This window comes from Longimicrobium sp., from assembly GCF_036388275.1.
In the GTDB taxonomy this organism is placed as follows: Bacteria; Gemmatimonadota; Gemmatimonadetes; order Longimicrobiales; family Longimicrobiaceae; genus Longimicrobium.
The window spans coordinates 42294-67421 of sequence record NZ_DASVSF010000021.1; the positions used below are offsets into that span (position 1 = coordinate 42294).

Annotated in this window: 19 protein-coding genes; 6 read left to right on the forward strand and 13 right to left on the reverse strand. The window is 69.4% G+C overall.

Going from position 1 to position 25128, the window contains the following annotated elements:
- The first annotated feature begins 102 nt into the window (after positions 1–102).
- The 3 genes from VF632_RS05840 (at position 103) to VF632_RS05850 (ending at position 5164) form a co-directional block, all read left to right on the forward strand.
- A complete protein-coding gene (locus VF632_RS05840) occupies positions 103–1446 on the forward strand; it encodes an Ig-like domain-containing protein (protein ID WP_331021922.1) in 1344 nt (447 codons plus the stop codon).
- 32 nt (positions 1447–1478) lie between these two features.
- Positions 1479–2024: a hypothetical protein gene (locus tag VF632_RS05845; RefSeq protein WP_331021923.1), complete on the forward strand. Its 546-nt coding sequence runs from the start codon at positions 1479–1481 to the stop codon at positions 2022–2024.
- A 68-nt stretch (positions 2025–2092) separates the two neighbouring features.
- Positions 2093–5164, forward strand: a complete 3072-nt coding sequence (locus VF632_RS05850) for an Ig-like domain-containing protein (protein WP_331021924.1) — start codon at positions 2093–2095, stop codon at positions 5162–5164.
- Positions 5165–5281: 117 nt separating this feature from the next.
- Here VF632_RS05850 and VF632_RS05855 read toward each other — a convergent pair whose 3' ends face one another.
- Both VF632_RS05855 and VF632_RS05860 read right to left on the reverse strand, forming a co-directional pair.
- Complete coding sequence (locus VF632_RS05855; RefSeq protein WP_331021925.1) at positions 5282–7159, reverse strand: GGDEF domain-containing protein; 1878 nt, start codon at positions 7157–7159, stop codon at positions 5282–5284.
- 17 nt (positions 7160–7176) lie between these two features.
- Positions 7177–7590, reverse strand: a complete 414-nt coding sequence (locus VF632_RS05860; RefSeq protein WP_331021926.1) for a VOC family protein — start codon at positions 7588–7590, stop codon at positions 7177–7179.
- 475 nt (positions 7591–8065) lie between these two features.
- Here VF632_RS05860 and VF632_RS05865 point away from each other — a divergent pair, with 475 nt between their 5' ends.
- Together VF632_RS05865 and VF632_RS05870 are read left to right on the forward strand one after the other, a co-directional pair.
- The gene (locus VF632_RS05865) at positions 8066–8914 is read left to right on the forward strand and encodes a DNA/RNA non-specific endonuclease (protein ID WP_331021927.1); all 849 of its coding nucleotides are present in this window, start codon (positions 8066–8068) and stop codon (positions 8912–8914) included.
- Positions 8915–9226: 312 nt separating this feature from the next.
- Positions 9227–10939 (forward strand): hypothetical protein, encoded by a 1713-nt coding sequence (locus VF632_RS05870; RefSeq protein ID WP_331021928.1) that lies wholly within the window; start codon positions 9227–9229, stop codon positions 10937–10939.
- A 559-nt stretch (positions 10940–11498) separates the two neighbouring features.
- Here VF632_RS05870 and VF632_RS05875 read toward each other — a convergent pair.
- The 8 genes from VF632_RS05875 to otsB all read right to left on the reverse strand — a co-directional run bounded on the left by VF632_RS05875 (position 11499) and on the right by otsB (position 21764).
- Positions 11499–12764, reverse strand: a complete 1266-nt coding sequence (locus VF632_RS05875; RefSeq protein WP_331021929.1) for a DNA recombination protein RmuC — start codon at positions 12762–12764, stop codon at positions 11499–11501.
- A gap of 272 nt (positions 12765–13036) precedes the next feature.
- Positions 13037–15049 carry a DUF4365 domain-containing protein gene (locus VF632_RS05880; RefSeq protein ID WP_331021930.1) on the reverse strand — a complete coding sequence of 671 codons (2013 nt, stop codon included), beginning with the start codon at positions 15047–15049 and terminating at the stop codon, positions 13037–13039.
- 450 nt (positions 15050–15499) lie between these two features.
- Positions 15500–15940, reverse strand: coding sequence for a PIN domain-containing protein (locus VF632_RS05885; RefSeq protein ID WP_331021931.1), 441 nt, complete (start codon positions 15938–15940; stop codon positions 15500–15502).
- Positions 15931–16158 (reverse strand): FitA-like ribbon-helix-helix domain-containing protein, encoded by a 228-nt coding sequence (locus tag VF632_RS05890; protein WP_331021932.1) that lies wholly within the window; start codon positions 16156–16158, stop codon positions 15931–15933. Before VF632_RS05890 ends, VF632_RS05885 begins: the two co-directional genes overlap by 10 nt.
- A gap of 220 nt (positions 16159–16378) precedes the next feature.
- The gene (locus VF632_RS05895) at positions 16379–18328 is read right to left on the reverse strand and encodes a 30S ribosomal protein S1 (protein ID WP_331021933.1); all 1950 of its coding nucleotides are present in this window, start codon (positions 18326–18328) and stop codon (positions 16379–16381) included.
- 104 nt (positions 18329–18432) lie between these two features.
- On the reverse strand, positions 18433–19152 hold the full coding sequence (gene cmk, locus VF632_RS05900; RefSeq protein ID WP_331021934.1) for a (d)CMP kinase: 720 nt from the start codon (positions 19150–19152) through the stop codon (positions 18433–18435).
- A gap of 380 nt (positions 19153–19532) precedes the next feature.
- Positions 19533–20831, reverse strand: a complete 1299-nt coding sequence (gene aroA, locus VF632_RS05905) for a 3-phosphoshikimate 1-carboxyvinyltransferase (protein ID WP_331021935.1) — start codon at positions 20829–20831, stop codon at positions 19533–19535.
- A 165-nt stretch (positions 20832–20996) separates the two neighbouring features.
- A complete protein-coding gene (gene otsB / locus VF632_RS05910) occupies positions 20997–21764 on the reverse strand; it encodes a trehalose-phosphatase (RefSeq protein ID WP_331021936.1) in 768 nt (255 codons plus the stop codon).
- Positions 21765–21956: 192 nt separating this feature from the next.
- Here otsB and hisIE point away from each other — a divergent pair, with 192 nt between their 5' ends.
- On the forward strand, positions 21957–22640 hold the full coding sequence (hisIE, locus tag VF632_RS05915) for a bifunctional phosphoribosyl-AMP cyclohydrolase/phosphoribosyl-ATP diphosphatase HisIE (protein WP_331021937.1): 684 nt from the start codon (positions 21957–21959) through the stop codon (positions 22638–22640).
- Between the two features lie 4 nt (positions 22641–22644).
- On the opposite strand, the gene VF632_RS05920 is transcribed toward hisIE, so the two are convergent.
- From VF632_RS05920 to ilvA, 3 genes are all read right to left on the reverse strand, one after another.
- Positions 22645–23154: a hypothetical protein gene (locus VF632_RS05920; RefSeq protein ID WP_331021938.1), complete on the reverse strand. Its 510-nt coding sequence runs from the start codon at positions 23152–23154 to the stop codon at positions 22645–22647.
- Positions 23155–23568: 414 nt separating this feature from the next.
- Entirely contained in the window at positions 23569–23874 is a 306-nt protein-coding gene (locus tag VF632_RS05925; protein WP_331021939.1) for an HNH endonuclease, read from the reverse strand.
- Positions 23871–25079, reverse strand: coding sequence for a threonine ammonia-lyase (ilvA, locus tag VF632_RS05930; protein ID WP_331021940.1), 1209 nt, complete (start codon positions 25077–25079; stop codon positions 23871–23873). Before ilvA ends, VF632_RS05925 begins: the two co-directional genes overlap by 4 nt.
- Positions 25080–25128 lie beyond the last annotated feature (49 nt).

Below are 25128 nucleotides of genomic sequence, written 5' to 3' on the forward strand. Positions count from 1 at the left end.
AACCTTGGAAAACCGTTGCCGCGCTTGTGCTTGCCCGGCCTTCGGGGTATCGTTGGGGGCACCCATCGCGTGCGCCACCCCCACGCTTTCTCCCCCGGCCGAATGCTCCTTATCGCCACCCGCCGCAATTTGCGCGCATGGACCTCGCGCGCGCCCCTCGCCAGGGGGGCGGCCGCAGTGGTCGCCGCCATCGTCCTGCTGGCGGGCGGTGCCTGCCGTGACACCTCCGGCCCCGACACCCGGGTGACGGCGGTTTCCGTCACGGCCCCCGCGACGACGGTGGAGGCCGGCGCCACCCTGCAGCTGTCGGCCGCGGCGCTGACCCGCGCGGGCATGCCGGTGGCCGGAAAGACCTTCACCTGGGCCAGCGGAAGCGGCTCGGCGACGGTCGGGGCGGCTGGGCTGGTGACGGCCGTTTCGCCCGGAAGCGTCGTGATCACGGCCACCGAAACCGGGTCCGGCAAGTCGGGGACGATCACCCTGACGGTGACCCCCGCGGCCGCCGCCTCGGTGACGGTTTCACCCGAGTCCGCGCAGCTGGACCAGGGCTCCACGCGAACGCTGGTGGCCACCGTGCGCGACGCCCGGGGCAACGTGCTGGCCGGGCGGAGCGTTTCGTGGAGCAGCGCCAATCCCGCCGTCGCGTCGGTCGATGGGTCGGGCGTGGTGACGGCGGTGGCGGCGGGCGGGCCGGTGGCCATCACCGCCACCGTGGAGGGACGCAGCGCCTCGGCGCAGGTGACGGTGGCGGCGCGTATCGCCACACGGGTGCAGGTTACTCCCCGGTTCCTGGTGGTGGACGCGGCGGCGACCGCGCCGCTGGCCGCGGCGGCCTTCGACGCGGCGGGCACGGCCATCCCCGACCCGCGGCCCACCTGGACCACGACCGCCGCGGCGGTGGCCACGGTGGGGGCCGACGGGAGCGTGCGCGGCGTGGCGGCGGGACTGGCCGGTGTGGCGGCGCAGGTGAACGGCGCCGCGGACACGGCCCTCGTCGCGGTGCTGGGCCCGTCGACGCTGCTCGCCACGGCCTTCGCGGGCGGCCAGCCGAAGCTGGCGGTGCGGCCCGGCCAGACGGTCGTGGTCGCGGTGGTCCTGGACCTTTCGCGGGTGAGCGCCGCGGGCAACCTGGGAGCCGCGCAGTTCGACCTCGTGTACGACCCCGCGGTGCTCGGCTTCCAGTCGGCCCAGGCGGGGGTGAGCGGGTCCGTAGCCACCCACGTGCCCACCCCCGGTGTCTTCAAGTTCAGCTTCGCGGCGACCGAGCCGCAGAACACGCCGCGGCCCACGCTGGTCACCGTGACCTTCCAGGTGGCAGCCGGCGCGCAGCCCGGCACCGAGCGCGCCTTTTCGCTCACCTGGACGGCACCGCCCGCGAGCACCGGGTTCCACGTGTACGGCATCCCGCTTTCGGCCGGTGGCCGCGTTCTCGTCGTGGCACCCTAGAGCAGGTTCAGTTCATCCACAGGAGTTCCATCATGATCAACGGAGTGTTCCGGACCGGCCGCACGCGGCTGGCCCTTGCGGCGATGGGGATCGGGCTGGGGACCCTGCTGGGCTGCGGCGACCTGCTGGGCTCGGGGCAGCGCCCCGACCCGGAGAAGCCGGCCGTGCAGGAGGCGGGGATCCACCCGGTGCTGGTGCTGATTGGCCAAGGTGACGGCGAGGCCACGGTGGAGCTTCACCTGCAGCGGGTGCAGGTAGCCGAGCGCATCGGCAGCTACCAGGGCCAGCTGAAGTACGACGCCGGGCGCTACACGCTCCAGGCTTCCAGCATTCCGCGGGGCATCACCGGTGCGGCCAACGAGCCGCAGGCCGGCACGATCCGCTTCGCGGGAATCTCCATGGAGGGGATCGACGGCGGGGCGGTGCTTTCTCTCCGGTTCAGCACCCGTGCCCCGGTCACGGCCGAGGCCTTCGAGCTGTCGCTGGAAGAACTCGTCGCCAGCGAAGGCTTCACCGACCTGAAGCCCCGGATTCGGCAGCTTTCGGCGCAGCCGCGGCTGTCGCGCTCGGCGCCGTAGCCACCGCACCAGAATCTGCGGCGGCCGAACGGCCCCCGCTGGTATCTCTCGCAGCCCATCTGGCCGCCATGCCCCGCCCGCTCCTGTATGCCTTCGCGCTTGCCCTGGCGCTCGTGTCCGGCACCGCCGCCCCCCTTGCGGGGCAGGCGGCTCCGGCCCTGCGCGGCGACGTAAACCAGGACGGGCAGATCACCGCGCTGGACGCCCTGGCCATCCTGTCGCACACGGTGGGGCGCCCCCTGCCAGCCGGCTTCCGGATCATGCCGAACGGCGACAACAACGGAGACGGGCAGATCACCGCGGTCGACGCGCTGATCGGGCTGAGCTACACGGTGGACCGCGACGTGTCGCAGTTCCCCATCGGCCAGCCGCTCCCGGTGCTCGCCGCCGCCGTTGCCGTGGCTCCCGACAGCCTGGCGCTCGCCACGGGCGACACCGCCACGCTGCGGGCGACCGCGCGCGACGCGGCGGGAACGGTTCTGCAAGGCCGTTCCGCCGCATGGTCCAGCACGGCGCCGTCGGTGGCGCGGGTGGACAGCCTGGGCCGGGTGACGGCGCTGAGCGCGGGCACGGCCATCATCCGCGCCGTGGTAGACTCCGCCAGCGGTGAGGCGCGGGTGAGCGTAACGGCGGTCGCGACGGCCCTGCAGGTCGTTGGGGGGCAGGGGCAGGAGGCGCCCGCGGGTTCGGCGCTCCCGCAGCCGCTGACGGTGCGCGTGGTGGACGCGCTGGGCAACCCCGTGGCGGGCGTGGCCGTCGCATGGAGCCCTGCGCAGGGGGGAACCGCTGCTCCCGGCACCTCCACCACCGACGCGGCGGGGAATGCCTCCACGGCGTGGACGCTGGCCCCGGCGGCCGGCGCCCAGCAGCTCACCGCGACGGCGGGCACCCTCTCCGCCCAGTTCACGGCCACCGCGACCTCGGCAGGCCTGACGCTGGTGAAGACGGCGGGCGACGTGGCGGCGGACACCGCGGGATCGGCCCAGGGGGTGACGGTGGAGGCCCGCGACGCGGCCGGGCGGCCGGTGACCGGCGTCGCCGTCTCGTGGACGGTCGTGGACGGCGGCGGCTCGGTCACTCCCGCGGAATCCGTGACCGGGACCGGGGGCGCGAGCGCCACGTGGACGCGCGGAGTGGCGCCGGGCACGCAGACGCTGCGCGCCGCCACGGCGTCGGGCGCCACGGTCGTCTTCAGCACCACCGTCACGGCCGGGGCACCGTCGCAGCTCGTGAAGTCGTCCGGCGACGGACAGCGCGCCCGGGTGGGCCAGCCGCTCCCCGCGCCGCTGGTGGCCCGGGTGGTGGACCGCAACGGGAACGGCGTGGCGAACGCCGCCGTGGCGTGGACGGTGGTCTCGGGAGGCGGCAGCGTGAACGGCGGTACGCCGACCGACTCGGCCGGCTACACGCAGGCGTCCGCCGTGCTGGGGCCGCAGACGGGCGAACAGCGGTTTTCGGTGGCCGCCGCCGGGCTTGCGGCGGTCTTCACGGCGCAAGCGGATTCGGCGGTGGCGGCGAGCCTGTCGGTGCTTCCCGAAACCGTTCGCCTGGGTGCGTACGGCGACACGGCCCGGCTGATCGCGGAGGTGCGGGACTCGGCCGGGGCGCCCATCGCCGGGAAGCGGATCACCTGGCTTTCCCGTGACGTGGGGATCGCCTCGGTCGATTCCACGGGCCTGGTTTCCGCCACCGGCCTGGGCGTTACCTGGATCGTGGCGCAGACCGGGAACCTGGCCGATTCCACCTACGTGAACGCCGACCTGGGCGGCAGCCTCGAGCGCCTCGAGGTCACCCCTTCTGCGGACACCGTGACGGTCGTGGGCGGCACCGTGCAGCTGACGGCCACGGTGCGCGACACCAGCGGAAACGTGATCGCGGTGTCCGGGGTGGTGTGGACCACCGTCTCCGGGCCGGGGACGGTGACGCAGGCGGGGCTCGTCACCACCAGCGGGACGGGCGGAAGCGCGCTCGTCTCCGCGCGCTACGGCGAGCTGGCCGACACCGCGACGATCGTGATCGCGCCGGTGCCGGCACGGCTGGTGGTGAGCCCCGACTCGGTCCGCGTGACCGCCGACGGTGACGTGGTGGCCCGGCCCACCTCGGTGCTCCTGGATTCGCTGGGCACCGTCCTCCACACCGACCCGGCTGGCAGTCCCTACGACGCGTCGATCCAGTGGCGAACGCTCGACACCGCCATCGCCGTGGTGGAAGCCGACACCGCTTCGGCGTACGACGGGGTGCGTGTGGTGGGGCGCTCCGCGGGCGTCACGTACGTGGTCGCGACCTTCGGGTCGCTGGCCGACACGGCGAAGGTGGCCTCGGTCGCCCCGGCCCCGCTCACCTTCCGCCCCGAATCCCTCACCGGGGAGATCGGGTTCTGCGCCCTGAGCACCAGGGGCGACGCGTGGTGCACGGGAACGGGCACCGACGGCCTGGTGCCCGGCGGCCACGTGTGGACCGATTTCTCGCGCGGCTACGACGCGTCGTGCGGGGTGACCACCGGAGGAGAAACCTACTGCCAGGGCACCCTTCCGGGCGCGGGGGCCACCCACACGCGGCTGGTGGCGAACCCCGGGTTCACGCAGGTGACGGTGGGCCGCTCCTTCGCCTGCGGCCTTACCGGGTCCGGACAGGCATTCTGCTGGGGGCGCAACAATACGGGCGCGCTCGGCGTGGGCGACCTGACCGCGCGCCAGTCGCCCACGCCCGTCCTCGGCGGACGGGCCTACCAGCGGATCGTGGCGGGGGACAACGGCACCTGCGCCATCACCCTCGACGGGGTGGGCGAGTGCTGGGGAACGTTCCGCAACCTCCCGCAGACCAGCGTTCCGGTCGTCCGGGTTGCCTCGAACGCGGTGGACGTCGCGGCCGGCAGGGTGCACTGTTTCCGCCTCGGCAGCGGTGGTAACACCTGCGGCAGCTTCAGCGCGGGCGTCACGCCTCCCACCTTCGTGCGGATGTCGGGCGGCGGCGAAACCACCTGCGCGGTGGATACCGAGGGCCGCCTGTGGTGCGTCGAGTTCTTCAACCAGATCTGGGACTTGAGAGGCTCCATGGATGCCGGCGGAGTCGCCGTGAGCTACAGCCAGCAGCCGGCCATCATCACCCGGCAGGGCCAGTGGGCGGCGTTCCCGCCGTAACGCGCGGGAGCGCGGCGGAGCCGGAACGGGTTGCGATGCGAACCGTGGCCCGCTGACCCGCCCCGTCTCTACTCCGGCGGGAATACAGGCGCGCGGCAGCCCCGGCGTGATGCCGGACTACAGCGCGTCCACCTCTACGCGGTTGCGCCCGGCGGCCTTGGCGCGGTACAGCTGCTCGTCGGCGCGCTTCCAGGTGGCGGCGAACGTACCGTCGCGCGGGTGCCACACGGTGGCGCCCACGCTGACGGAAACCGAGAGGGTTGGATGGAGTTCGGCGAAGGGCGCCTGCTCCACCGCGCGGCGCACCCGCTCGGCCGCCTCGGCGGCGTTGCCGGCGGCGGCGCCGGGGAGGATGGCGACGAACTCCTCTCCCCCCGTGCGGCCGACGTGGTCGCCATCCCGCAGCGACCCCTGCAGCACCTCCGCCACCTTGCGAAGGACGGCGTCGCCCACGTCGTGGCCCAGGTCGTCGTTGATGCGCTTGAAGTGGTCGATGTCCAGCGCCAGCACGCCGAACCCCGTTCCGCGCGCGCGGGCGGCCTTCACCTGCTCGTCGGCCACCATCAGCAGGTGGCGGCGGTTGGGGAGGCGCGTCAGCTCGTCGGTGAGAGAGGTGATGCGCAGCCTGCGCGACGCTTTCAACTGGCGGGTGATGAGCAGCGCGAGCGCGACGATGACGATAGCCGTCAGCACCAGCACCGCGGCCTGCAGGCGGCGTACGCGTGCACCGGCGGCCAGCGCCTGCCCGCGAAGGTCGTTCTCGCGCTGCAGGGCGCGGTTTTCCTGCTCCTTCTTTTCGGCGTCGAACTGCACGCGCAGGCGCGAGGTCTGCTCCTGGCGCCCGCGCTCGCTCAGCTCCCTCTGAAGCGCCAGCTGCTCCGTGCGCGCCTGGTACGCCTGGCGCCAGTCGCCCGCGGCCGCGAACGCCATCGCCCGCTCCTCGTGCACTTTCTCGAGGAAGCGCCGGTTGTCGGTGGATGCATACCGCTGGCGCGCCGCCTCCAGGTCGGCCAGCGCCTCGTCCGCCCGGCCGAGCAGGCGGAGCGTCACGCCGCGCGTCAGGCGCACGTGCGCGGTGCCTTCCTCATCCCCCGCCCGCTGGTAGTACGCGAGCGCTTCGTCCAGGATGGGAAGCGCCTCGGCGGGGCGCCCCAGCTTGTACAGCACTTCGCCGATGGCGCGCTGGTCCGTGGCGACCTCACCGGGGTCGTTGCGGCGGCGGTCCATCGCCAGCCCGCGCCGAAAGTGGGCGAGCGCCTCCTCCAGCTTTCCCATCCGCTGCAGGGTGCTTCCCAGGTTGTAGTACGAAGTGGCCATCCCGCGCAGGTTGCCGCTGCTTTCGTGCGACGCGAGCACCTGGCCGTAGTACTCCAGCGCGCGGTCGTACTGGGCCACGCGGCTGTCGGCGTACAGGTTTGCGATGGCGTTGAGCACGTACCGCTGCTGCGCGGCATCGTCGACGGCGGTGAACAGGCGGTGCGCGGTGCCCAGGTCGGAGATCGCCCCGGTGAACTCGCCGCGGTAGTAGCGAAGCTCGCCGCGCAGCATCATCGCTTCGGCCCGCTCCTCCGCCGCGCCGAGCCGCCGCGCCAGGGCCTCGGCGCTGTCGTAGTCGGCGGCGGCCTCGCGGAAACGGTTGGCCTCCTGGTGGGCGTATCCCCGGCAGGTGCGCAGGCTCGCGATGGCGCGCCCGTCGCCCGTCCGCAGGGCATCGGCCAGCCCCGCCTCTGCCCACGCGGCGATCGAGTCGGGCGCATCACTGGCGGCCGCCCAGCAGCGCAGCACCAGGGCGCGCATCCGCAGCGCGTCGGAGGCAGGCGACCCGAGCGAGGGAAGCACCTGGCGCGTGAGGCGGAGCGTGGTCGCGGGGTCGGAGTGCTCGACGCGGGCCGCCTCCGCCACCATCTGCGCGGCGGAGGGCTGCTGTGCCGCACCGTCCGTGGCGCAGAGGGCGAGGAGCAGGGCTAGCGGAAAGAACGGGTGCCGCGTGCGCATGATCTCCACGGCCGGGGCTATCGATCCGACGAAATCGCCAGACGGAAGCCGTCGGGGTCGCGCAGGCGGAACATGCGCGGGCCCCAGGGCATGTCGGCCGGCTCGGTGTCCAGGGTGCCGCCACGCTCCTTGATTCCCGCGGCGAGCTGGTCGATGTCCTGCCCGGTGGTGATCATCAGCGAAACGCCCTCTCCCTTTGTGCGGTCCCATCCCTTGTCGCCGTTGTCCTGGCCGATCAGGATGCGCACGTCGCCGGCCCGGAGCCCCACCGCCATCAGCTTTCCATCGCGCTCGTAACGGTTTTCGATGGCGAAGCCCACCACCTCGTGGTACCAGGCCAGGCTTTTCCGCAGGTCGCTGGCGGTGAGCGAGGCCCCCAGGGACAATGCCTGAAAGCCTTCGGGCGCGGCGGCGGGCGGGTCGGGCGTCATTGGGTGATCCGATGCGGGGGAATCGCGGTGGAATGCGTTCACAAGTAGCCGTGCCGGCACCAGCGGGCAAGGCTCGTCAGGATCTGTCCCGTGCCGCGTGGCCGCCTCCGGGCAAGCCAAGCCGAGCGACGCCGTCTCCCGTGGGCAGCTGCACCAAAACGGTGTTCCCGCCTGCTCAGAAAAGGGCGCTCACCATCCGCCACGGCTGTTCCGGCTCGGCCTCGCGCGGGGGATCTAGCGCCTGCCTGGGGCCGCGGGCGTGCTCCCCGCCGGCGGCAAGCCAGGCGTCCATCGGATCGTAAAGCTCGCCCGCCAAACTCTTTACGCATCCGGTCCTCACGCGGCTCCCCGTGCGCATGGCGCCTCTCGATCCATAGCCCGGAGAACATGCGGCGGCCTTGGCGTGGCAGGGCATCGACGTTGCAAACAGCGGGTATCCCCCGGAGTACTGGACACCCCCAAGGAATGGACGCTGATGCCTTCCCCTCGCATCACCGCACGCGCGGTGCTGGGCCTTGCCGCCATGCTGGCCCTGGCCGCCTGCTCCACCGACGGACCGACCGAAGTCACGACCAATCCCGAAGGCCCCAGCTTCTACACCTACCCCAGCGCCATCTACCGCAGCCACGTGGAATTCGGCGCCCCGGCGGGCTCGTCCACCAGCGACGTGCGGCTTTCCAAGAACACCCACTACATCTCGTACAACTGCTCGCGCGGCGGGCCCAACTGGGTTTCGTGGAACCTGAACAAGACGCACTTTGGCGATGCGGCGCGCTCGACGAGCTTCTACACCGACGCCGCGCTTCCCAGCGGCTGCTACCGCGTGACGAACTCGGACTACACGAACTCGGGGTACAGCCGCGGCCACATGGTTCGCAGCGAGGAGCGCACCTGGTCGTCGGAGCACAACAAGCAGACGTTCCTGATGACCAACATCCTCCCGCAGTACCAGGACCTGAACGGCGGCCCCTGGTACAAGTTCGAGCAGTACCTGCAGACGCAGGCGCAGACGAACAACAAGGAGGTCTACGTGATGGCCGGCGGATACTCGTACAGCGGCACGCTGCTCAACGCGGGCAAGGTGGCCATTCCGCGCCGGAACTACAAGATCGCGCTGCTGATGCCGTACGGGCAGGGCCTCGCGCAGGCAACGTCGACGGGCAGCATCCAGGTGATCGCGGTGGACATGCCCAACATCACCGGCATCTCCACCGCCTCGTGGGAAAGCTACCGCACCACCGTCGACGCGATCGAAAGCAACACCGGATACAACTTCCTGCACCTGCTGACCGACGCCGTCGAGTCGTACTGGGAAGCCCGGTAGCGCGGCCGGCAGCGCAAGAAGTTCGGGCGATAGGTCCGACGGGCTGGATGGGCTACTCGCGCCCGCCCTCACCGGCAACAGAGCGAGCGAGGGCGACCTACGACAAGACAACGAGGTCTGCGCCATCCATTGCGATTGGCCGAAAAAGCATTATCATCGTCGCATGATCCGGCGAGATCGCGCGAATCCGTCACATCGGGAAGAGCCACCAGGCTCTTCCCGATTTTGCTTGGGGCGCCCCCTATCGGCCAGCGTGGGAGAGATATGATGGGAGTCGGCTTTGGTGCTGGCGATTCCTTCGACGAGACCTGGATGCGGTACTCGCTTCAGTGGAAGGCCGATGTCCAGCCGCTCGACGAACCGTGGCGCGGCACGCGGCCGGGCCGCGCCATCGTCGTAGTGATGGTGGAGGGTGACGTGGCGTACAACAAGGTGGTCCCGCTCTCGTCGGTGGCAGACTCCGCGGGCGCGGCGCGTGTCCTTGCCGGCGCCGTGCGTCACGTCGCTCGCCGCGCCACCGGGTATCCGCCCCGCCTGCTGGTCCGTGACTGGGCCGTGGCGGCGCGCCTGAGCACGGAGTTCGAGCCGTATGACCTGGACGTGCGCGTTTCACCCTCGCTCCGCGAGGTCCGGCACACCATCCGCTACCTGGTTACGCTCATCGACGAGCCCGACGTGGCGTGGGACCTCGTTCCGCTGGAGGGCTGGTACGAGGCCGGCACCGATCCGCACCTGCCCGACGCATTCTTTCGGGCGGCGGCCCGGTTTCGCCGCGCCCGGCCGTGGGAGCGCGTGGCGGACGGCGAGGCGTTGCTGGTCAGGTGGCGCGGGCGGGAGTCCATCGCCGTCTTTCACCATCCCATGGGCCACGGCCACGTTCTGACGCTCTTCACCCACGCGGCCGACTACGAGTCCATGTTCGGTGAGTCGCGTGAGGCGGTGCTGGCGATCAAGTTCGTGGAGCGGGCCGCCCTTCCGCGCGAGTATCGGCGATTGATCGCACGCGGTGGGTGGGAGGTGCCGGATCCCCGCGCGTATCCGCTGGCCATCGGCGACGGCACCGCCCTGGGGCGCAGGAAAACTGCCGCCGACGTCCGTCACTTGGCTGCGGTGCTCGCGGCCGTAGCCGGATGGATTGCGGCGGGCCGGGGTAGGCGCCCCTCCCTGCCGTATGTGGACACCGACAACCGAGTGGAGCTGCGCCCGGAATTCGACTTCGACCGGGTACCCTGGCCCGCGATGAAGCGTGCCCGGCCGGTGTGTGCGTGCGGGGCCGCGGTCACCCTCCGCGCCGAGGAAGGGCGCGGCCAGCCGGAGCGCCCTCGCGAGGAGGTGCAGCGGATTCCGGAGTTCGAAGCGCATCTCTTGGACATGGGCACGCGCCCGGCGCTGGCACGCCGCCGCGCGGCTCACGCGCTGGACTGGTCGCGCTATCTGGACCACCAGGTACGGCTCCCCGCCGAAGCGGCCACGGAGTACGACCTGCGGCTGTTCCTTTACGACTGGTACCCGCGGTTCGGGCGGGCGAGCGAGGAAGAGGCCGAACGCCTCCCCGCCGCGTTGCGGCACTACTTCCGCTGGCTGGACGAAACGCACGGGATTGCATATCCCTGGGCCGCCGCCGTACTTCGGGAACGCGAAGCCTTTCTGGCCCGGCTGGAAATCGCGCCCGTGGGGCAGCCCGCGGATGACGCGGAGGGGGTTTCGGGCGAGCTTGCGCGGTGGCGGCTGCAGCTGGCGGCCGATCTCGACATGCGCGTGCTGCTGCACGACCGCGGGTTCCCGGACCTGGAGGAGACGCCCGCACGCGGTCATCCTCCGCGCACCGCCGCGCTCGTGCGCGAACTGCAGCGGAACTGGCTGGTCTGGCGCGACGAGCTGGTCGCGAGCGGCGTGCAGGCGCCGGACCCTCTTCGTGCGGCGCTGGTCGCCCGCCAGCGGGAATGGGAGCGGACCACGCATCCGGAGTACGGTGCTTCGCCCATCAGAGTGGTCGCCGACGAGGGCTCCAGCGCAACCGGCTGAAGCCGATGCGCTCGGCCGGAATGGGACCCACGAACTCCGGCCTGAGGCCAGCTTCAAGAGAGATGTCGGCCGCAGGAATCTTTCCTCGGCGGACGCCGCGCCGTATGTTCCATTTCCTTCCTGCCCGACCTTTTCTCATCGATCGTCATCATGGGGTTCATCATCGCGGCCGGCGCGGCCGGGCTGATCTGGCTCTGGCTCCGGAATCCAGGAACGCCGCCAAACCAGAACGCCTCCCAGCCGGTGCACCCGCAAGCTGGTCCCGGCGCGGCGCCGTCCGACGCACCGCCCCTGGAGCGAGCGTCGCCTCCACCGCCGCCGCCCCCCGCTCCCGCTGGCGTCCCCGCATCGCCCACCCGCCCACCCGCCCTCGAACCCCGGGGCGTTCCGGTGTCTCCCCCGGTGCCGTGGCGGCCGGTGTACCCACTGCCTCAGGTGCAAGCCGTCGCTCCGCCGGCCGTCCTCCCCTCGCCAGCCGTGCCGCCACCTGCAAAGACGCTTGCTGGCGCCGTCGCCACGCCCGTGCCACCGCTGCCGCTGGGTAGCGTGGCCTCCTCCTTCACACGGGCAGACAAGCCCGTAGCTCCCCCTCCCGTGCCGTCCCGGCCGGTCGCCGCGTCCACCGCCACGCGATGGGTTCCGCCGGGCGAAGCACGCGCGACTCCAGCGAGCCCACGGCCTTGTTGTAGGCGTCTACCGCGCTGTCGAGCCCTTTCCCGACCCCGGTGAAGTGCTCCGCCAGCGTGCGAAGGCGCTCGTACAGCACGCGTCCGTGATTGCTGATCTCGCGCGCATTCTCCGCCAGCTGCTCCTGCCGCCATCCGTACGCAACCGCCTTCAGGAGCGCGATCAGGGTCGTCGGTGTGGCCAGGACCACGCGGTTCTCCGCACCAAACTCGATCAGTGACGGATCCTGCTCCAGCGCCGCGCTGAAGAAGGTCTCGCCCGGAAGGAAGAGCACCACGAACTCGGGAGAGGGCTGGATGTTCTCCTGGTACGCCTTGGCACTCAGCTCCTTGAGGTGCGTCCGCACCTGCCCCGCGTGCGCCTGCAGCGAAGCGACACGCTTCTCCTCGTCCGGCGCCTCCAGCGCTTCCAGGTAATGCGAGAGCGGCGCCTTGCTATCGACCGCCACGCACCGGCCGTTGGGCAGCTTCACCACCATGTCGGGGCGCCGCTTGCCCGCGTCGGTCTGCACAGTTTCTTGCTGAACGAAGTCGCAGTACTCCACCATCCCCGCGATCTCGACCACGCGCTTCAGCTGGATCTCGCCCCAGCGGCCACGGACGCTCGGTGCACGGAGCGGCTTCACCAAGTTGGCGGTCTCGGTGTTCAGCTGAGACTGCATCTGCTGCATGCTCTGCAGATGCGCCGACAGCGTCCCATCCGCTTCCACCCGCTTCTTCTCTACTTCGTCGATCTTGGCATCGACTTTCGCGAGCGATTCCGCCATGGGCTTGACCAGCGCGTCGATCGCCTGGTGCCGCTGCTCCAGGTCCTTCTGCGAGAGAATGTGGAGGCGCCCGAACCGCTCCGTGGCCAATTGAAGGAACGAGGTGGAGCTCGACTTCAGCGCCTCTGCCGACAGTGCCTGGAACGCCTCCTTGAAGCGCTGCTCCGCCTCGGCGAGCAGCTTCACCTTTTCGGCGGCCAGCGTCCGCTCCTGGCGCAGTTCCGCCTGGATCGTCGCGACGCTCCGATCCAGGGCCGTGTTCAACTCGCGCAGCCGCCCGGCTTCGGCCTCGGCGGCCTCCGCACGGCCCCGCATCTCGGCGAGTTGCGCCTCCTTCCCTCGCACCCGCTCGTCCAATGCGGCAGTCGCCAACGCGAGCTGCGCCGCGGCGGCACTGGAGGCCGCTGCAGCTCGGGCCTGGAGGATGAAATACGCTACAAAAGCGCCGATGACGACGCCGACAAGCAGGAGAAGCACGGAAAGGGGGGAGAAATCCATCATCGAGATCAAAGCAAGGGGTAAACCGGAGGGTAGTGCGGAGGAGGAGCAGCTACGCCGATTTACGAAAAGGAACGAATGGAGCGACGTCGGGCAAGCGCCGGGTTTTGTTCGACATCGGGTCGGGGGGGGTGCTGCGCGTCGGTTTAGGTCTGTTCGTCCAACCCGGCGGGCGTAGCGGCGTTGTCTGTGATAGAGGCCCCTCTGAAACGTCCTGCCCGAGCTATGGGCTCAGTCGTCCGGTGTAGCGTAGCGGGGCCATCAGGCTGCACGAAGATGCTGGAGTATTCCGCGCCTTCACCCGCGATGCGCATTTCCAGAGGCGCCGGGCTGAAGGTCGCGTTGTATTCTGCCCTGAGGTCTAGGATCACCTGGTACAAAGCAGTCGTAGCCTCATCGGACATTTCCTCATGCGCTACGAAGGTATCGATGGAGTCGTTCCATTGTTCTCCGATTGCTCCGAACGCTGCGAACGCAACCGGCTTCACCAAGTGCCCGAGTTCCGGTATCCGTACGACCGACAGGAACGCTTGCAGCCAAAGGTCAGCACTGTTTCTAGCAAGGACAGCAGCCGTGACCAACGCGGTTGCGCACTCATCAACAGCACTGCGATGCTGCAACTGGACAGCTAGACGTAGCCACCCGTTGACATCCAGCGGATCGAGACGCAAGGCATCCCCTGCAACAGCCGGATTCGAATCCAATTCAAGTAGCGTTGCCGCTCTTGCTGTCTCTCTGCGGACCTCGTCTCCGTACCTCTCTGACAGCATGCTTACTACGAGCCGCTTCAACACCCATTCGTAGTCCGATTTCTCCTCAGCGTCCAAATACGAATCGAACGCATCGCCCGCCGCAGCAAACCGGCCCGCATACATCAATGCGTCTGCGTACAATGCTCTCCAAGACGGCCGCCCACCCAAAGCGATCGCTTTGCCATACAGGGCCGCCGAAAGACGATACCGTCTCGCTCCGAACAGTAGACCGGCAATCTCTTTCCAGTAGTAGTCTCTCTGAAGATACGGTGGATGAATGTCCCCAGCGCGCCGGTATAGGCGCAGAGCTTCCCGATCACGGCCCGCTTGGCGCAACTGGTTGCCGAGGTTGTAGATCGCGATGGCGAGTTCGCGTGCGTCGGTTTCACGATCATAGCTGTCGATCTTACGTCGGAGGTGCCGTTCAACTGCCTCGTGATCCCGATCGGAAAGCCCCGGCATGAGACCGAGAACGAGGAGAGGGTCCGTCGCAAATCGGTTATCGGGGTTCTTGAGCATCTTGTCGGCCATCTCGAACGCTAACCCAAATCGACGAGAGGCAAGGAGGCTATGGCCAATGATCAACAACATCTCGGGAGCGGTAAGAATCGCCGAGTCATCGGCTACCATGTTGGCGAGCGTCGAGGCAAGGTTGTGGTCACCGACCCGCGAGATTGCCACCGCAGCCAATATCACGACGTCAGCACCAAGCGTGTTGTCGAAGGTTGAGGCAGTCGAATAGTGGATGGTCACGCTCGGCGCACCTCTGAAACTGACGACCAACTTCTCAGATTCAGCGTGAATCCAAAGGGCTCCGTCCGTGCTTTGTTCGTTGAAGATTGCGCCGCATTTCCGCAGATACGCTCGAATGCTGTGCAATGCACGAGGCGCCGACAGTGTTCCGACACTCGGGCTGAAAATCCGAATCTCAACGGGAATCGGGAGCGGAATGCAACCTTTGGTGTAACGCCTGCGAATCTGGAGATCTTGCTCCAGGATCCCAGGCCTGTGCTCGTCCCACTCGTGTTCGGCACGAAACGGGATCATGAGTGTCTTCGTGCCTAGACGGCCATAGAACGGATCGAATTGGTGAAACCACTGCGCAAATAACCGGTCATCTTCCAACTCCCATAGCACTATTAGGACGGGGAGATCCAGTATTTTATAATACCGGCCGGTCTCGACGCGCAGTCGGACTGAAGGGCGACGGGACGGTTTTTGAGTGGCTTTGATTTGAACCCAAAAACGCAGGCCAGTCGGGCTGCCATCTGGAGCGAACAGTTCGACGCTACCGTCAATTCCGTAGTCTGGCTGTTCAGAGCGGAACACCCACGCGGAAGGTAGGCGCTGTTGAAAAGCGAGTAGCGACCTCGCTTCTAATTGATGCGATGGGGCTCGGTTCGGCATTGATCACAAGCAGGTTCAACGACGTGAGGATTCAACTCGTACTCAGCTCTGAGGCCGCTCGCATCCGCTTCAGCACGCGGCGTACCGCGCACCGTACAGCCGCGGCACGAGGCAGCATTCGCTCGCCAAAATCCGTAGCGCTACTGTCCGACGACGCCCTACGATCTCAGGGCATCCCAGGGACAGCAGGCAGGGTTCAGCATGAGGGTCGCGATGGGATGGCAGCGGGGGGCACGACCGGCGCGAGGTATGTGCGGCGGGATCGGCAAGCCGGCGTTTTTTAGCTTGAGCCGGGCGGGCCTGGAGGGCCGGTATTCGTGGACAATCAAACGTCCCGGCGCTGCTCGGACAAGCGCCGGGTGTATTCGGTTTCAAGGCAGAGAGGCGCAAACGAGCGCCGGTGCTCAGAAAGCACGGGCGCGGAGCCGAAGCTTCGGCCGAACGGGGGCGTTAGATGTAGGTGTCCAGTTGCAGAATGCGAAGGCCCGGGAGCGCAGGGAGCCGGCGATCGTTCGTTACAAACGTGGTGCAGCCCTCGGCGAGCGCCGCCGCGAGTTGGAGCGCATCCGGCGTGCGCCCTCCGGCTACGGCCCGGAGTTGGGCCGCCGCACGCAGGAGCGGTCTGTCGATCTCACGGAGCACGACACCTCTGCCGCGGGTCAGGAGTGCTTCGTAGCGATCGGCCAGCGGCTGGTTTCCGGCGCGATACGGCACCACCAGCACCTCCAGCAGTGTCACCGCCGATGTAACAATCGTTACCGCCTCGAGATCGGCGGCGGCAAACAACGGACGCAGCGGCGGGAGATAGGTAGGGTGCGCCTCGATGAAGTAGATGAACGCAACGGTGTCGACCCCTACCGGGCCCGGTCCCACGTCGTCAATCAATCCCACGACGCTCGCTCTCCGTCCACGTACCGCCCTGCGTCTACCCCGGACCAGAGCTCCTTCCCAAGTCCCTCAAGCTCCAGGATCGAGAGTCGCTGCGGCGCGAGAACTTCGGACAGGATGTGCGTCACTTCCTGCGCGACCGATCGGTGCCGGGATTCGGCGCGGGACTTCAGCGCCTCGTACAGGGCGTCTGGTACGTTCTTTACATTCAGGGTCGCCATGGCATCCTCCTTTGTCCTCCAATGTGGAGGAACCCCAACGAAGCGTCAAGCTTGCGAGTAGCACAAGGATGTCGCCCACCGGCTTGGAACGCTTTGGCCGGAGACCACAACACCCCCGGCGGCCGCGCCGTTGTGAGTCGCCGGCACATACCTGCGCAAAAACGGGCGCGGAGCCGAAGCTCCGCGCCCATCTTCAGCGCGATGGGCCCGTCCGAGAGGCTTACGCCTGCTCGTCCGTGCCGGCGTCCGCGTCCGCGGCCGGAGCGTCGTCCGAAGCCGGAGCCTCGTCCGCCGCCGGAGCCGCGTCGGCCGAAGCCTCCACAGCCGGGGCTTCGTCGGCCGCGGGCGCGTCGTCGGCACTCGCGGTGGTCTCGGAAGCCTCATCACCCGCAACCGCCGGGGTGGCCGCCACGGTGAACTGCGGCACGCCGCCCTCGAACTTGGGCACCCGCACCACTTCGCAGACGATGCGGTGGTTGGCCGCGTCGACCTCGGTGATGCGCATGTCGAGCATGTCGCCCTCGGCGAACACGTCCGCCGGGTTCTGCAGGCCGGTCACGCCGATCTGCGAAACGGGCACGAAGCCCTCGACGTCGTTGCCCAGGTCCACCGCCACGCCCTTGTCCTGCAGGCGGGTGATGGGGCCGGCGATCTCCTGGCCCGCGTGGTACTGCGTGGCGATGTCGCCCCACGGGTCGTCCTGGGTCTGCTTGAGGCCCAGCGAGATGCGCTTGTTCTCGGCGTCCACGCCCAGGATCACCACGTCGACGTCGTCACCCTTCTTGACGACTTCCGACGGGTGCTGGATGCGCTTCGTCCAGCTCATGTCCGAAATGTGCACCAGGCCGTCGATGCCCGGCTCGATCTCGACGAAGGCGCCGAAGCTGGTGAGGTTGCGGACCTTGCCGGAAAGGCGCGTGCCCACCGGGTACTTGGCCGGCAGCGCGTGCCACGGGTCTTCCTCGATCTGCTTCATGCCCAGCGAGATCTTCTCGCCTTCCGGATCCACCTTCAGGATCACCGCCTCGATCTCGTCGCCCAGCGACACGATCTTGGACGGGTGCCGGACGTTGCGCGTCCAGCTCATCTCGGAGATGTGCACCAGGCCCTCGACACCCTTCTCCAGCTCCACGAAGGCGCCGTAGTTGGTGATCGAGACCACGCGGCCGCGAACGCGGGCGCCCACCGGGTACTTCGACTCGACGTCCTTCCAGGGGTAGTCCTGCAGCTGCTTCAGGCCCAGCGAAAGGCGCTCGCGCTCCCAATCGATGTCCAGGACCTTCACCTCCAGCTCGTCGCCGATGCCCACCACCTCGGACGGGTGGCCCACACGGCCCCACGACATGTCGGTGATGTGAAGCAGGCCGTCCATGCCGCCCAGGTCGATGAACGCACCGAAGTCGGTGATGTTCTTGACGATGCCCACGCGCTGCTGGCCTACCTCGAGCTCCTTCTTCAGCTTGTCGCGCTTGATCTCGCGGTCGGCTTCCAGGAGCACGCGGCGCGACACCACGATGTTGCGGCGGCGCTTGTTGAGCTTGATGATCTTGAACTCGTACGTCTCGCCGATCAGGTCCTCGATGTTCGGAACCCGGCGCAGCGCGATCTGCGAGCCCGGCAGGAACGCGTCGACGCCCATCAGGTCGACGGTGACGCCGCCCTTGATCTTGCGGGTGAGCATGCCGGCCACCGCGGTGCCGTTCTCGTACGCCACGCGGATCTGCTCCCACACGCGCAGGAAGTCGGCCTTCTTCTTGGAGAGGACGACCACGCCGTCCTCGTCCTCGAGGTTCTCGAGGAAGACCTCGACCTCGTCGCCGATCTGCAGCGAGTCCGGGTCCTTGAACTCGTCGCGGGTGACCGCGCCCTCGCTCTTGAAGCCCAGGTCCAGGATCACCGCCTTGTCGGTGATGCGAAGGATGCGGGCCTTGACGATCTCACCCTCTTCGATGTTGCTGAGGGTGGGCTCGTACATGTCGAGCATCGCCTCGTACTCTTCGGACGTGTACTCGTCTTCGTCGAAGAGGTCGGGGCGAATGCCGAGCGAACGCGCGCGCTCGGCGATCTGCTCGATGGTAAGCTCATTGCCCGGGCGCCAGGGCTCGCGGGCGACGGCGACGCCGCCCTCGTCCTCGCCGGACAAGAAGTCTGCTGCGGTGATGTCGGACATGTGGTGTGGATCTCCCGTAACTCCCGCCGGCGGGATGGGTGCCGGCGGTGGGTTTGAGGGTGAGCGGTTGAGGGCCTGAAAAACTGCCCGGGAAACGGAGAAAGTTACGCCACTTCCCCGCCCGGGTCAACCCCGCCCCGCTCGCGCGCAAGGTCCACGATGCGCCGCACCTGCTGCTCCAGCGTCAGGTGCGTGGTGTCGATGACCACGGCGTCTTCGGCCTGCCGCAGCGGCGCGGCGGCGCGGTTGCTGTCCAGCTCGTCGCGCCCCTGCAGCCGCGCGGCTTCCACCCGCACGTGCTGCTCGGACAGGTCCGCCTCCCCCTGCTCCATCAGCCGGCGCCGGGCGCGCTCCTCGGCGTCGGCGATCAGGTACGCCTTGAGCTCGGCGCCGGGAAAGACGACCGTGCCGATGTCGCGCCCGTCCGCCACCAGCCCGCCGCGCGCGCCGGATTCGCGGAGCGCGTCCATCAGCCACTCGCGCACGGTGGGGACGGCGGCCATCCGCGACACGTGCTCGTTCACCCGGGGGGACCGGATCTCGGCGCTCACGTCGCGCCCGCCGATGGTCATCACGTAGCCGCGCTCACCGGGAACGCCGTGCACGTCCAGCCGGTCCAGCTCGTCGCCCGACAGCGTTTCCCAGCGGTCGGGGTCGATGCCGGCCTGCAGGGCGGCGTAGGTGATGGCGCGGTAGAAGGCGCCCGAGTCCAGGTGCCGGTACCCCAGCCGCTCGGCGACGGCCTTGGCGGTGGAACTCTTGCCGGAGCCCGCCGGGCCGTCCAGCGCGATGATGATTCCGTCCGGGCGCTCGTGTGCGGTCATGGTGTCATGCGAAGAGGCGTAACTTCATGCCGGATGAGGCTGGATCGCCGCATGCCTCGGCGCCCCCCATCCCAGCCCTTCCCCCCCAAACTGCGCGGGGGAAGGGAGTCAGTGCCGTGCACTTCGGCCGGTGCCGGGGGGACGCCGGCGGTGCACCCGTTTCGAATTGCTCCGGCGCACTCCGCGGGTGCCCCCTCCCCCCGGCCCCCATCCCCCGCTGCGCAGGGGAGGGGGAGACCTGCACAGGGTTTGGGGCGCGCCACCGGCCCTAACTCACACCGCTGCAAGCCAGTCCGCGCAGGCGGACTTCGTGTGGTTGTTGCAGCGAATTCATTCGCCCGTGCAGGGCTTGGGCACCGATCTTGGCCAAGGCCCGCGCCTCAGTCCGACTGCCGCGTCACCCGATCCAGCAGCTCCCAGAATCCCGGGAAGCTCACGTCCACGACCGCGCGGTCGTCGATCTCGATCGCGTTCTCCGGGCTCGCGGCCAGCACGCCGAACGCCATCGCGATCCGGTGGTCGTCGAACGATTTCACCGCACCCGAGAGCGGCCGGTCCGTTCCGCGGACGATCAGCCCGTCCTCCAGCTCCTCGGCATTCACCCCGAGCGCGCGCAGGTTGCCGGCCACCGCGGCGATGCGGTCCGTCTCCTTTACGCGCAGCTCGCCGGCGCCCGTGATCCGCGTCTCCCCCTCCGCGCGCGCCGCCAGCACCCCGAGCATGGGGATCTCGTCGATGGCGGCCGGCACCTCGTGGCCCCCCACCTCGATCCCCCGCAGCCGCGCCGGGCGAACGACCAGGTCCGCGACCAGCTCGCCGCCCTCCTCGCGCTGGTTCTCGCGCGTGACGCGGGCGCCCATGCGCGCGACGAGCTCGAAGAACCCCGTCCGCGTGGGGTTCACGCACACGTCCCGGATGCGCAGCTCGCCCTCGTCCGCCAGGAGCGCGAGCGCCACCAGGAACGCGGCGGACGATGGGTCTCCGGGCACGGACAGGTCCAGCGGCGGCAGCGCGCGGCCGCTGGGGGTGAGGCTGACGTGCACCGCGCCGTCCGCCACGCTGGTCTGCACGAACTCGCCTAGCGCCCGCAGCATGCGCTCGGTGTGGTCGCGTGACAGGACGGGCTCGGTGACGGAGACGGGCACGCCCGCGCCCAGGCCGGCCAGCAGCACCGCGCTCTTGATCTGCGCGCTGGCCTTGGGCGACGCGTAGTGCAGAGGGCGAAGCTCCCCCCCGCCGACTTCGATCGGCAGGGTGCCGGATGCGCCCAGCTCCTGGAACCGCGCGCCCATCCGCTCCAGCGGGGCGGTGATGCGGCGCATCGGGCGGCTGCGCAGCGACTCGTCGCCCGTGAGCGTCGCGGTGAACGGGCGCGAGGCGAGAAGGCCCATCATCAGCCGCGCCGTCGTCCCGCTGTTGCCGCAGTCCAGCCAGTCGCCCGGCTCCCTCCACGCGCCGATCCCCCGGCCGACGACGCGGATCTCCGAGCCGTCCGCAGGCGGGTCGGCCGCGTCCGCACCGAGCGCGCGCAGCACGGACGCGGTGCTCCGGCAGTCGGCGCCCGGCAGCAGGCCGCGCAGGCGGCTTTCGCCGTCCGCCACGGCGCTGAACATCAGCGCGCGGTGCGTCATGGACTTGTCGCCCGGAACGGTGACGTCGCCGGACACGTGCAGCTTCATCGAGGCTCGCTCGTCAGGATTGCGTTCAGGGCCGCCAAGCTACCGATCCGCCGCGCGCCATCGCAACGCCTGCGCCGCGAACGAAAACCATCGCGTGGCCCGTCTGTCGAAACGGTGCTCTCGATCCGCATCGATGTCGAGATTCTGTGCCGCAGGTGGCAGGGATCACCTGCTGCCGCCCAGCGCCTCGAACAACTCGCCCACTTCCGCCGGGTCGCGCAGGTACGACCGGGCGGCGCTCTCGGCCGGGAGCGGATCGGCAATGAGCACGCCCTCGGCGGACGGGCTCCAGCCTTCCAGCGCGCGGAACGCGTCCTCGTCGGTACGATCATCGCCCAGGTACAGCACGGGGGCTCCCTCCGGCGGGCACATCTGGTCCAGGAGAAAGAGCACCGCGCGACCCTTGTCCCACTCCACGCGGGGGCGCACCTCCAGCACCATCTTCCCCTCCGTCACGTGGAGCCCGGAGCGCCCGTCCGCCGCCCCGTAGACGGCGTTCCGCACCTCCGCCTCGTGGTCCGCCGCCTGGCGGTAATGAATGCTCAGCGTAAGCCCCTTGTCCTCGACGAACGCACCGTCGATCGCCCCCAGCACGTACCCGATCTCCCGCGCCACCACTTCCAGCTCGGGACGCGCGGCCGCGGCTTCGGGGTGAATGCGGTGCAGCCCCGCGCCCTCGATCTCCATCCCGTGGTTCCCCGCGTAGGCGATCCCCGGGATGGCGGCGCGCTCCCGCACGTCCGCCAGCCCACGCCCGCTGACCACCGCCACCTCCACCCCCGGCAGCGCCATCAACGAATCGAGCGCACGCCGGGTGCGCTCCGGCATCGCGGCCATCTCCGGACGCGCCACGATGGGCGCCAGCGTCCCATCGAAATCCAGCAGCAGGACCAGCTGTCCGCTACGGGTCCACGCATCGCGCCAGGCAGGCACGCGTTCCAGGGCATGTTGCATGTGACGAAGTGCGAGAGTGCGAAAGTGCGAAAGTCGCGGGCGAGAGGCGTGCCGCTTCGGGATGGGCTCCGGTTCATTATCCCCTATTCCCATCATTCCCATTCCCTACTCCCTGCCCCCGCCCTACCTTCCCGCGCTCGCAGACGACGACAACCAGCACGCCCCCACGCAATGCCCTGGACGGACCAGATCACCTTCGACGAGCGCGGCCTGGTGCCCGTCGTCGCGCAGGACGCGCGCACGGGCGAGGTGCTGATGCTCGCGTGGGCCAACGCCGAAGCGCTGCAGCTCACCCGGAGCACGGGCCGCGCCCACTACTGGAGCCGGTCGCGCAAGTCGCTGTGGGCCAAGGGCGAAACCAGCGGCCACGTGCAGGAAGTGGAAGACGTGCGGATGGATTGCGACGGCGACGCCGTGCTGTACCGCGTCCGGCAGACGGGACCCGCCTGCCACACCGGCGAGCGGAGCTGCTTCCATCGGGGGATCGACGGCGAAGCGGTGGGCGAAGGGGCGGACGCGCGGCACATGCTGGAGCGGCTGGACGAGATCATCGCCACGCGCGAGCAGGAGCGGCCCGAGGGCTCGTACACCACGTACCTGTTCACCGCCGGCATCGACAAGGTGCTCAAGAAGGTGGGCGAAGAGGCCACCGAAACGGTGATCGCCGCCAAGAACGGCGACAACGCCGAGCTCCGCAGCGAATCCGCCGACCTGCTCTTTCACCTGATGGTGCTGTGGCGCACCCGCGGCCTGGATGCCGCCGACGTGTGGGGCGAGCTGGAGCGCCGCTTCGGGCAGGCGCCGCGCCCCGGCAGCACCGCGGCGCGCGCCAGCCGCTCGGCGGACGGATCCTGACGCCCTAGTCGGCGCGCGGCGGGTCGCCCACGCGGCGACCCCGCCGCCGGACGGCGGGAACGTCGTCCACCTCCACCCGCAGCGGAAACGCCGCGTCCAGGATCATCTCCGACTCGCCCGGGTCGCGCCAGCCGCCCTCCACCGGGTCGTCCCAATCCACCTTGCTGCCGTCCGGGCGGTAGGGCTGCATCCAGTACATCCGCGTGCCCGTGCGGTCCCGCGCCTCGGCGATCAGCACCGCGTGGGGGCTGCCGTCCCAATCCATCTGCGCCTCCATCGCCAGGAGCAGGCAGTCGGGCTTCCGCGTTTCCGCGTATTTCCGGATGGTCCCCGACAGGATCTCGGGCGAGGACCCTCCCAGGTCGCCCGGGATGGGGATGGCCAGCGTGCGGAACTCCGGCGTGGCGTGCCCCGGTTTTTCGTGCACGCTCCGGATGCGCGGCGGAACGTCTTCTCCGTCCATGGCCGCCCTGCCGATGTCGGACCGTACCTCGTCCAGGAAGCGCGTGGCCATTCCAAGCGTGCGCTCGAGCTGCTGGGTCCTGCTTCGCGACACGTCCTACCCCCCGGCTTCGGTAACTTCTTTTTTCGGCGGATTGGTGGCGCTGAACGCCTCCCTCCGCGACGACACCGGCACCCGCTCGCCTATGCAAACCCGGAGCCACGGGAGAGGGTTTGCGTAAAGATTGAGGGATCACCGGGCACACCCGCCGGAAACGGGCGCGGGCGTGCCGATGGGCGCGGCGGTGCACGGGTAAGTGGCTGGCAGTACGCGGAAAGCGCGCCAGCAGAACAGGATGGAAAGCAGCCTCCGCGCACGATCCGGCACCAACCGTGCGCCGGGCTCGTGAACGCGCGTGCCCCGCGCGGCGCAAGGCGGCGCGGGGCAGGCGAGGTGCGGTAAAATGATATGCGAGATGTGGCGGATTCAGGATTTCGCCGCTTCCTCCACGGCGCGGCGCAGGCGGGTCCACACGGCGGTGCCGTAGCGCAGGAAGTTGGCCCGCTCGCCAGGCAGCTCGGCCAGCCAGGCCCAGGCGGGCTGGTGGCCCTTGCGCGTGTTGCAGGCCAGGCAGGCCGTCACCAGGTTGCCGGGCGAGTTGTCTCCCCCACGGGCGCGGGGCTGCACGTGGTCCAGCGAAAGCTGCTCGGGGGGAAACAGGCCGGCGCAGTACACGCACCGGTTGCCGTCGCGGGCAAAGATGCGTTCGCGCAGGCTGGCGTCGTCCCTCATCCGGGGTGCACCTCGAATCCCCCCGTCTGGAGCGAGTCGATCACCTGGCGCAGGTGGTCGCGCCCGCGCAGCTCCAGCATCAGGTCGATCTCGGCCTCCGTCACCCACAGGTCGGCCATGGCGCGGTTGTGGTCCAGCCGCAGCACGTTGGCCCCCGTCTCCGCCAGCCGCGCCGTCAGCGCCGCCAGGGCGCCCGGCCGGTCCTTCACCCGCACCCGCAGGGTGGCCCGCCGGCCGTCCTGCACCAGCCCGCGGTCGATGATGCGCGACATCAGCGTGACGTCGATGTTTCCCCCGCTCAGGATCATCACCACGTTCTTTCCCGCCACGTCGGGCACGTGCCCGCCCACCACCGCCGCCACCGTGGTGGCGCACGCCGCCTCGGCCACCGTCTTTTCGCGCTCCAGCAGCAGCAGCACCCCCGCGGCGATCTCTTCCTCGCTCACCACCACCAGCTCGTCGACGTACCGCTCGATGTGGCCGAAGGTGTTCTCGCCGATCCTGCGGACGGCGATGCCCTCGGCGATGGTTTCCGCCGGGGGGATGGTCACCAGCTCGCCCGCCTCCCGGGCGCGCAGCGCGGCGGGAAGCGCGGCCGACTCCACCCCCACCACGCGCACGCCGGGGCGGGTTTCCTTGATGGCCGTGGCGATGCCTGAGATGATGCCCCCGCCGCCCACGGCGCACACCACCACGTCCACGTAGGGAACCTGCTCCAGCACCTCGAGCCCGATGGTGCCCTGCCCCGCGATGATCCCGGGGTCGTCGAAGGGATGGATGAGCGTCTGCCCCTCCTCCTCGCGGATGCGCAGGGCCTCGACCATGGCCTCGTCGTACACGGAGCCGTGCAGCACCACCCGCGCGCCGTACTTTTCCGTCGCCGACACCTTCACCAGCGGGGTGCGCTCGGGCATCACGATGGTCGCGGGAATGCCCAGCCGCGCCGCGTGGTAGGCTACGCCCTGCGCGTGGTTGCCGGCGCTGGCGGCGATCACGCCGCGGGCGCGGTCGCCCTCCGGCATCAGCAGCATGCGGTTCAGCGCGCCGCGCTCCTTGAAGCTGCCGGTGCGCTGAAGGTTCTCGAACTTGAACCACGCGTTCCCGCCGAACATCTCGCCGAAGGTTTCCGACGGCGTGCACGGGGTGAGCACCACCTGCCCAGCGATGCGCTCCCGCGCCTCGCGGATGTCCTGGAGCGTAACCATGGAAGCGCGCAAGATATGAGACAGAATGGACGGCCGACGTTGCCGAAGT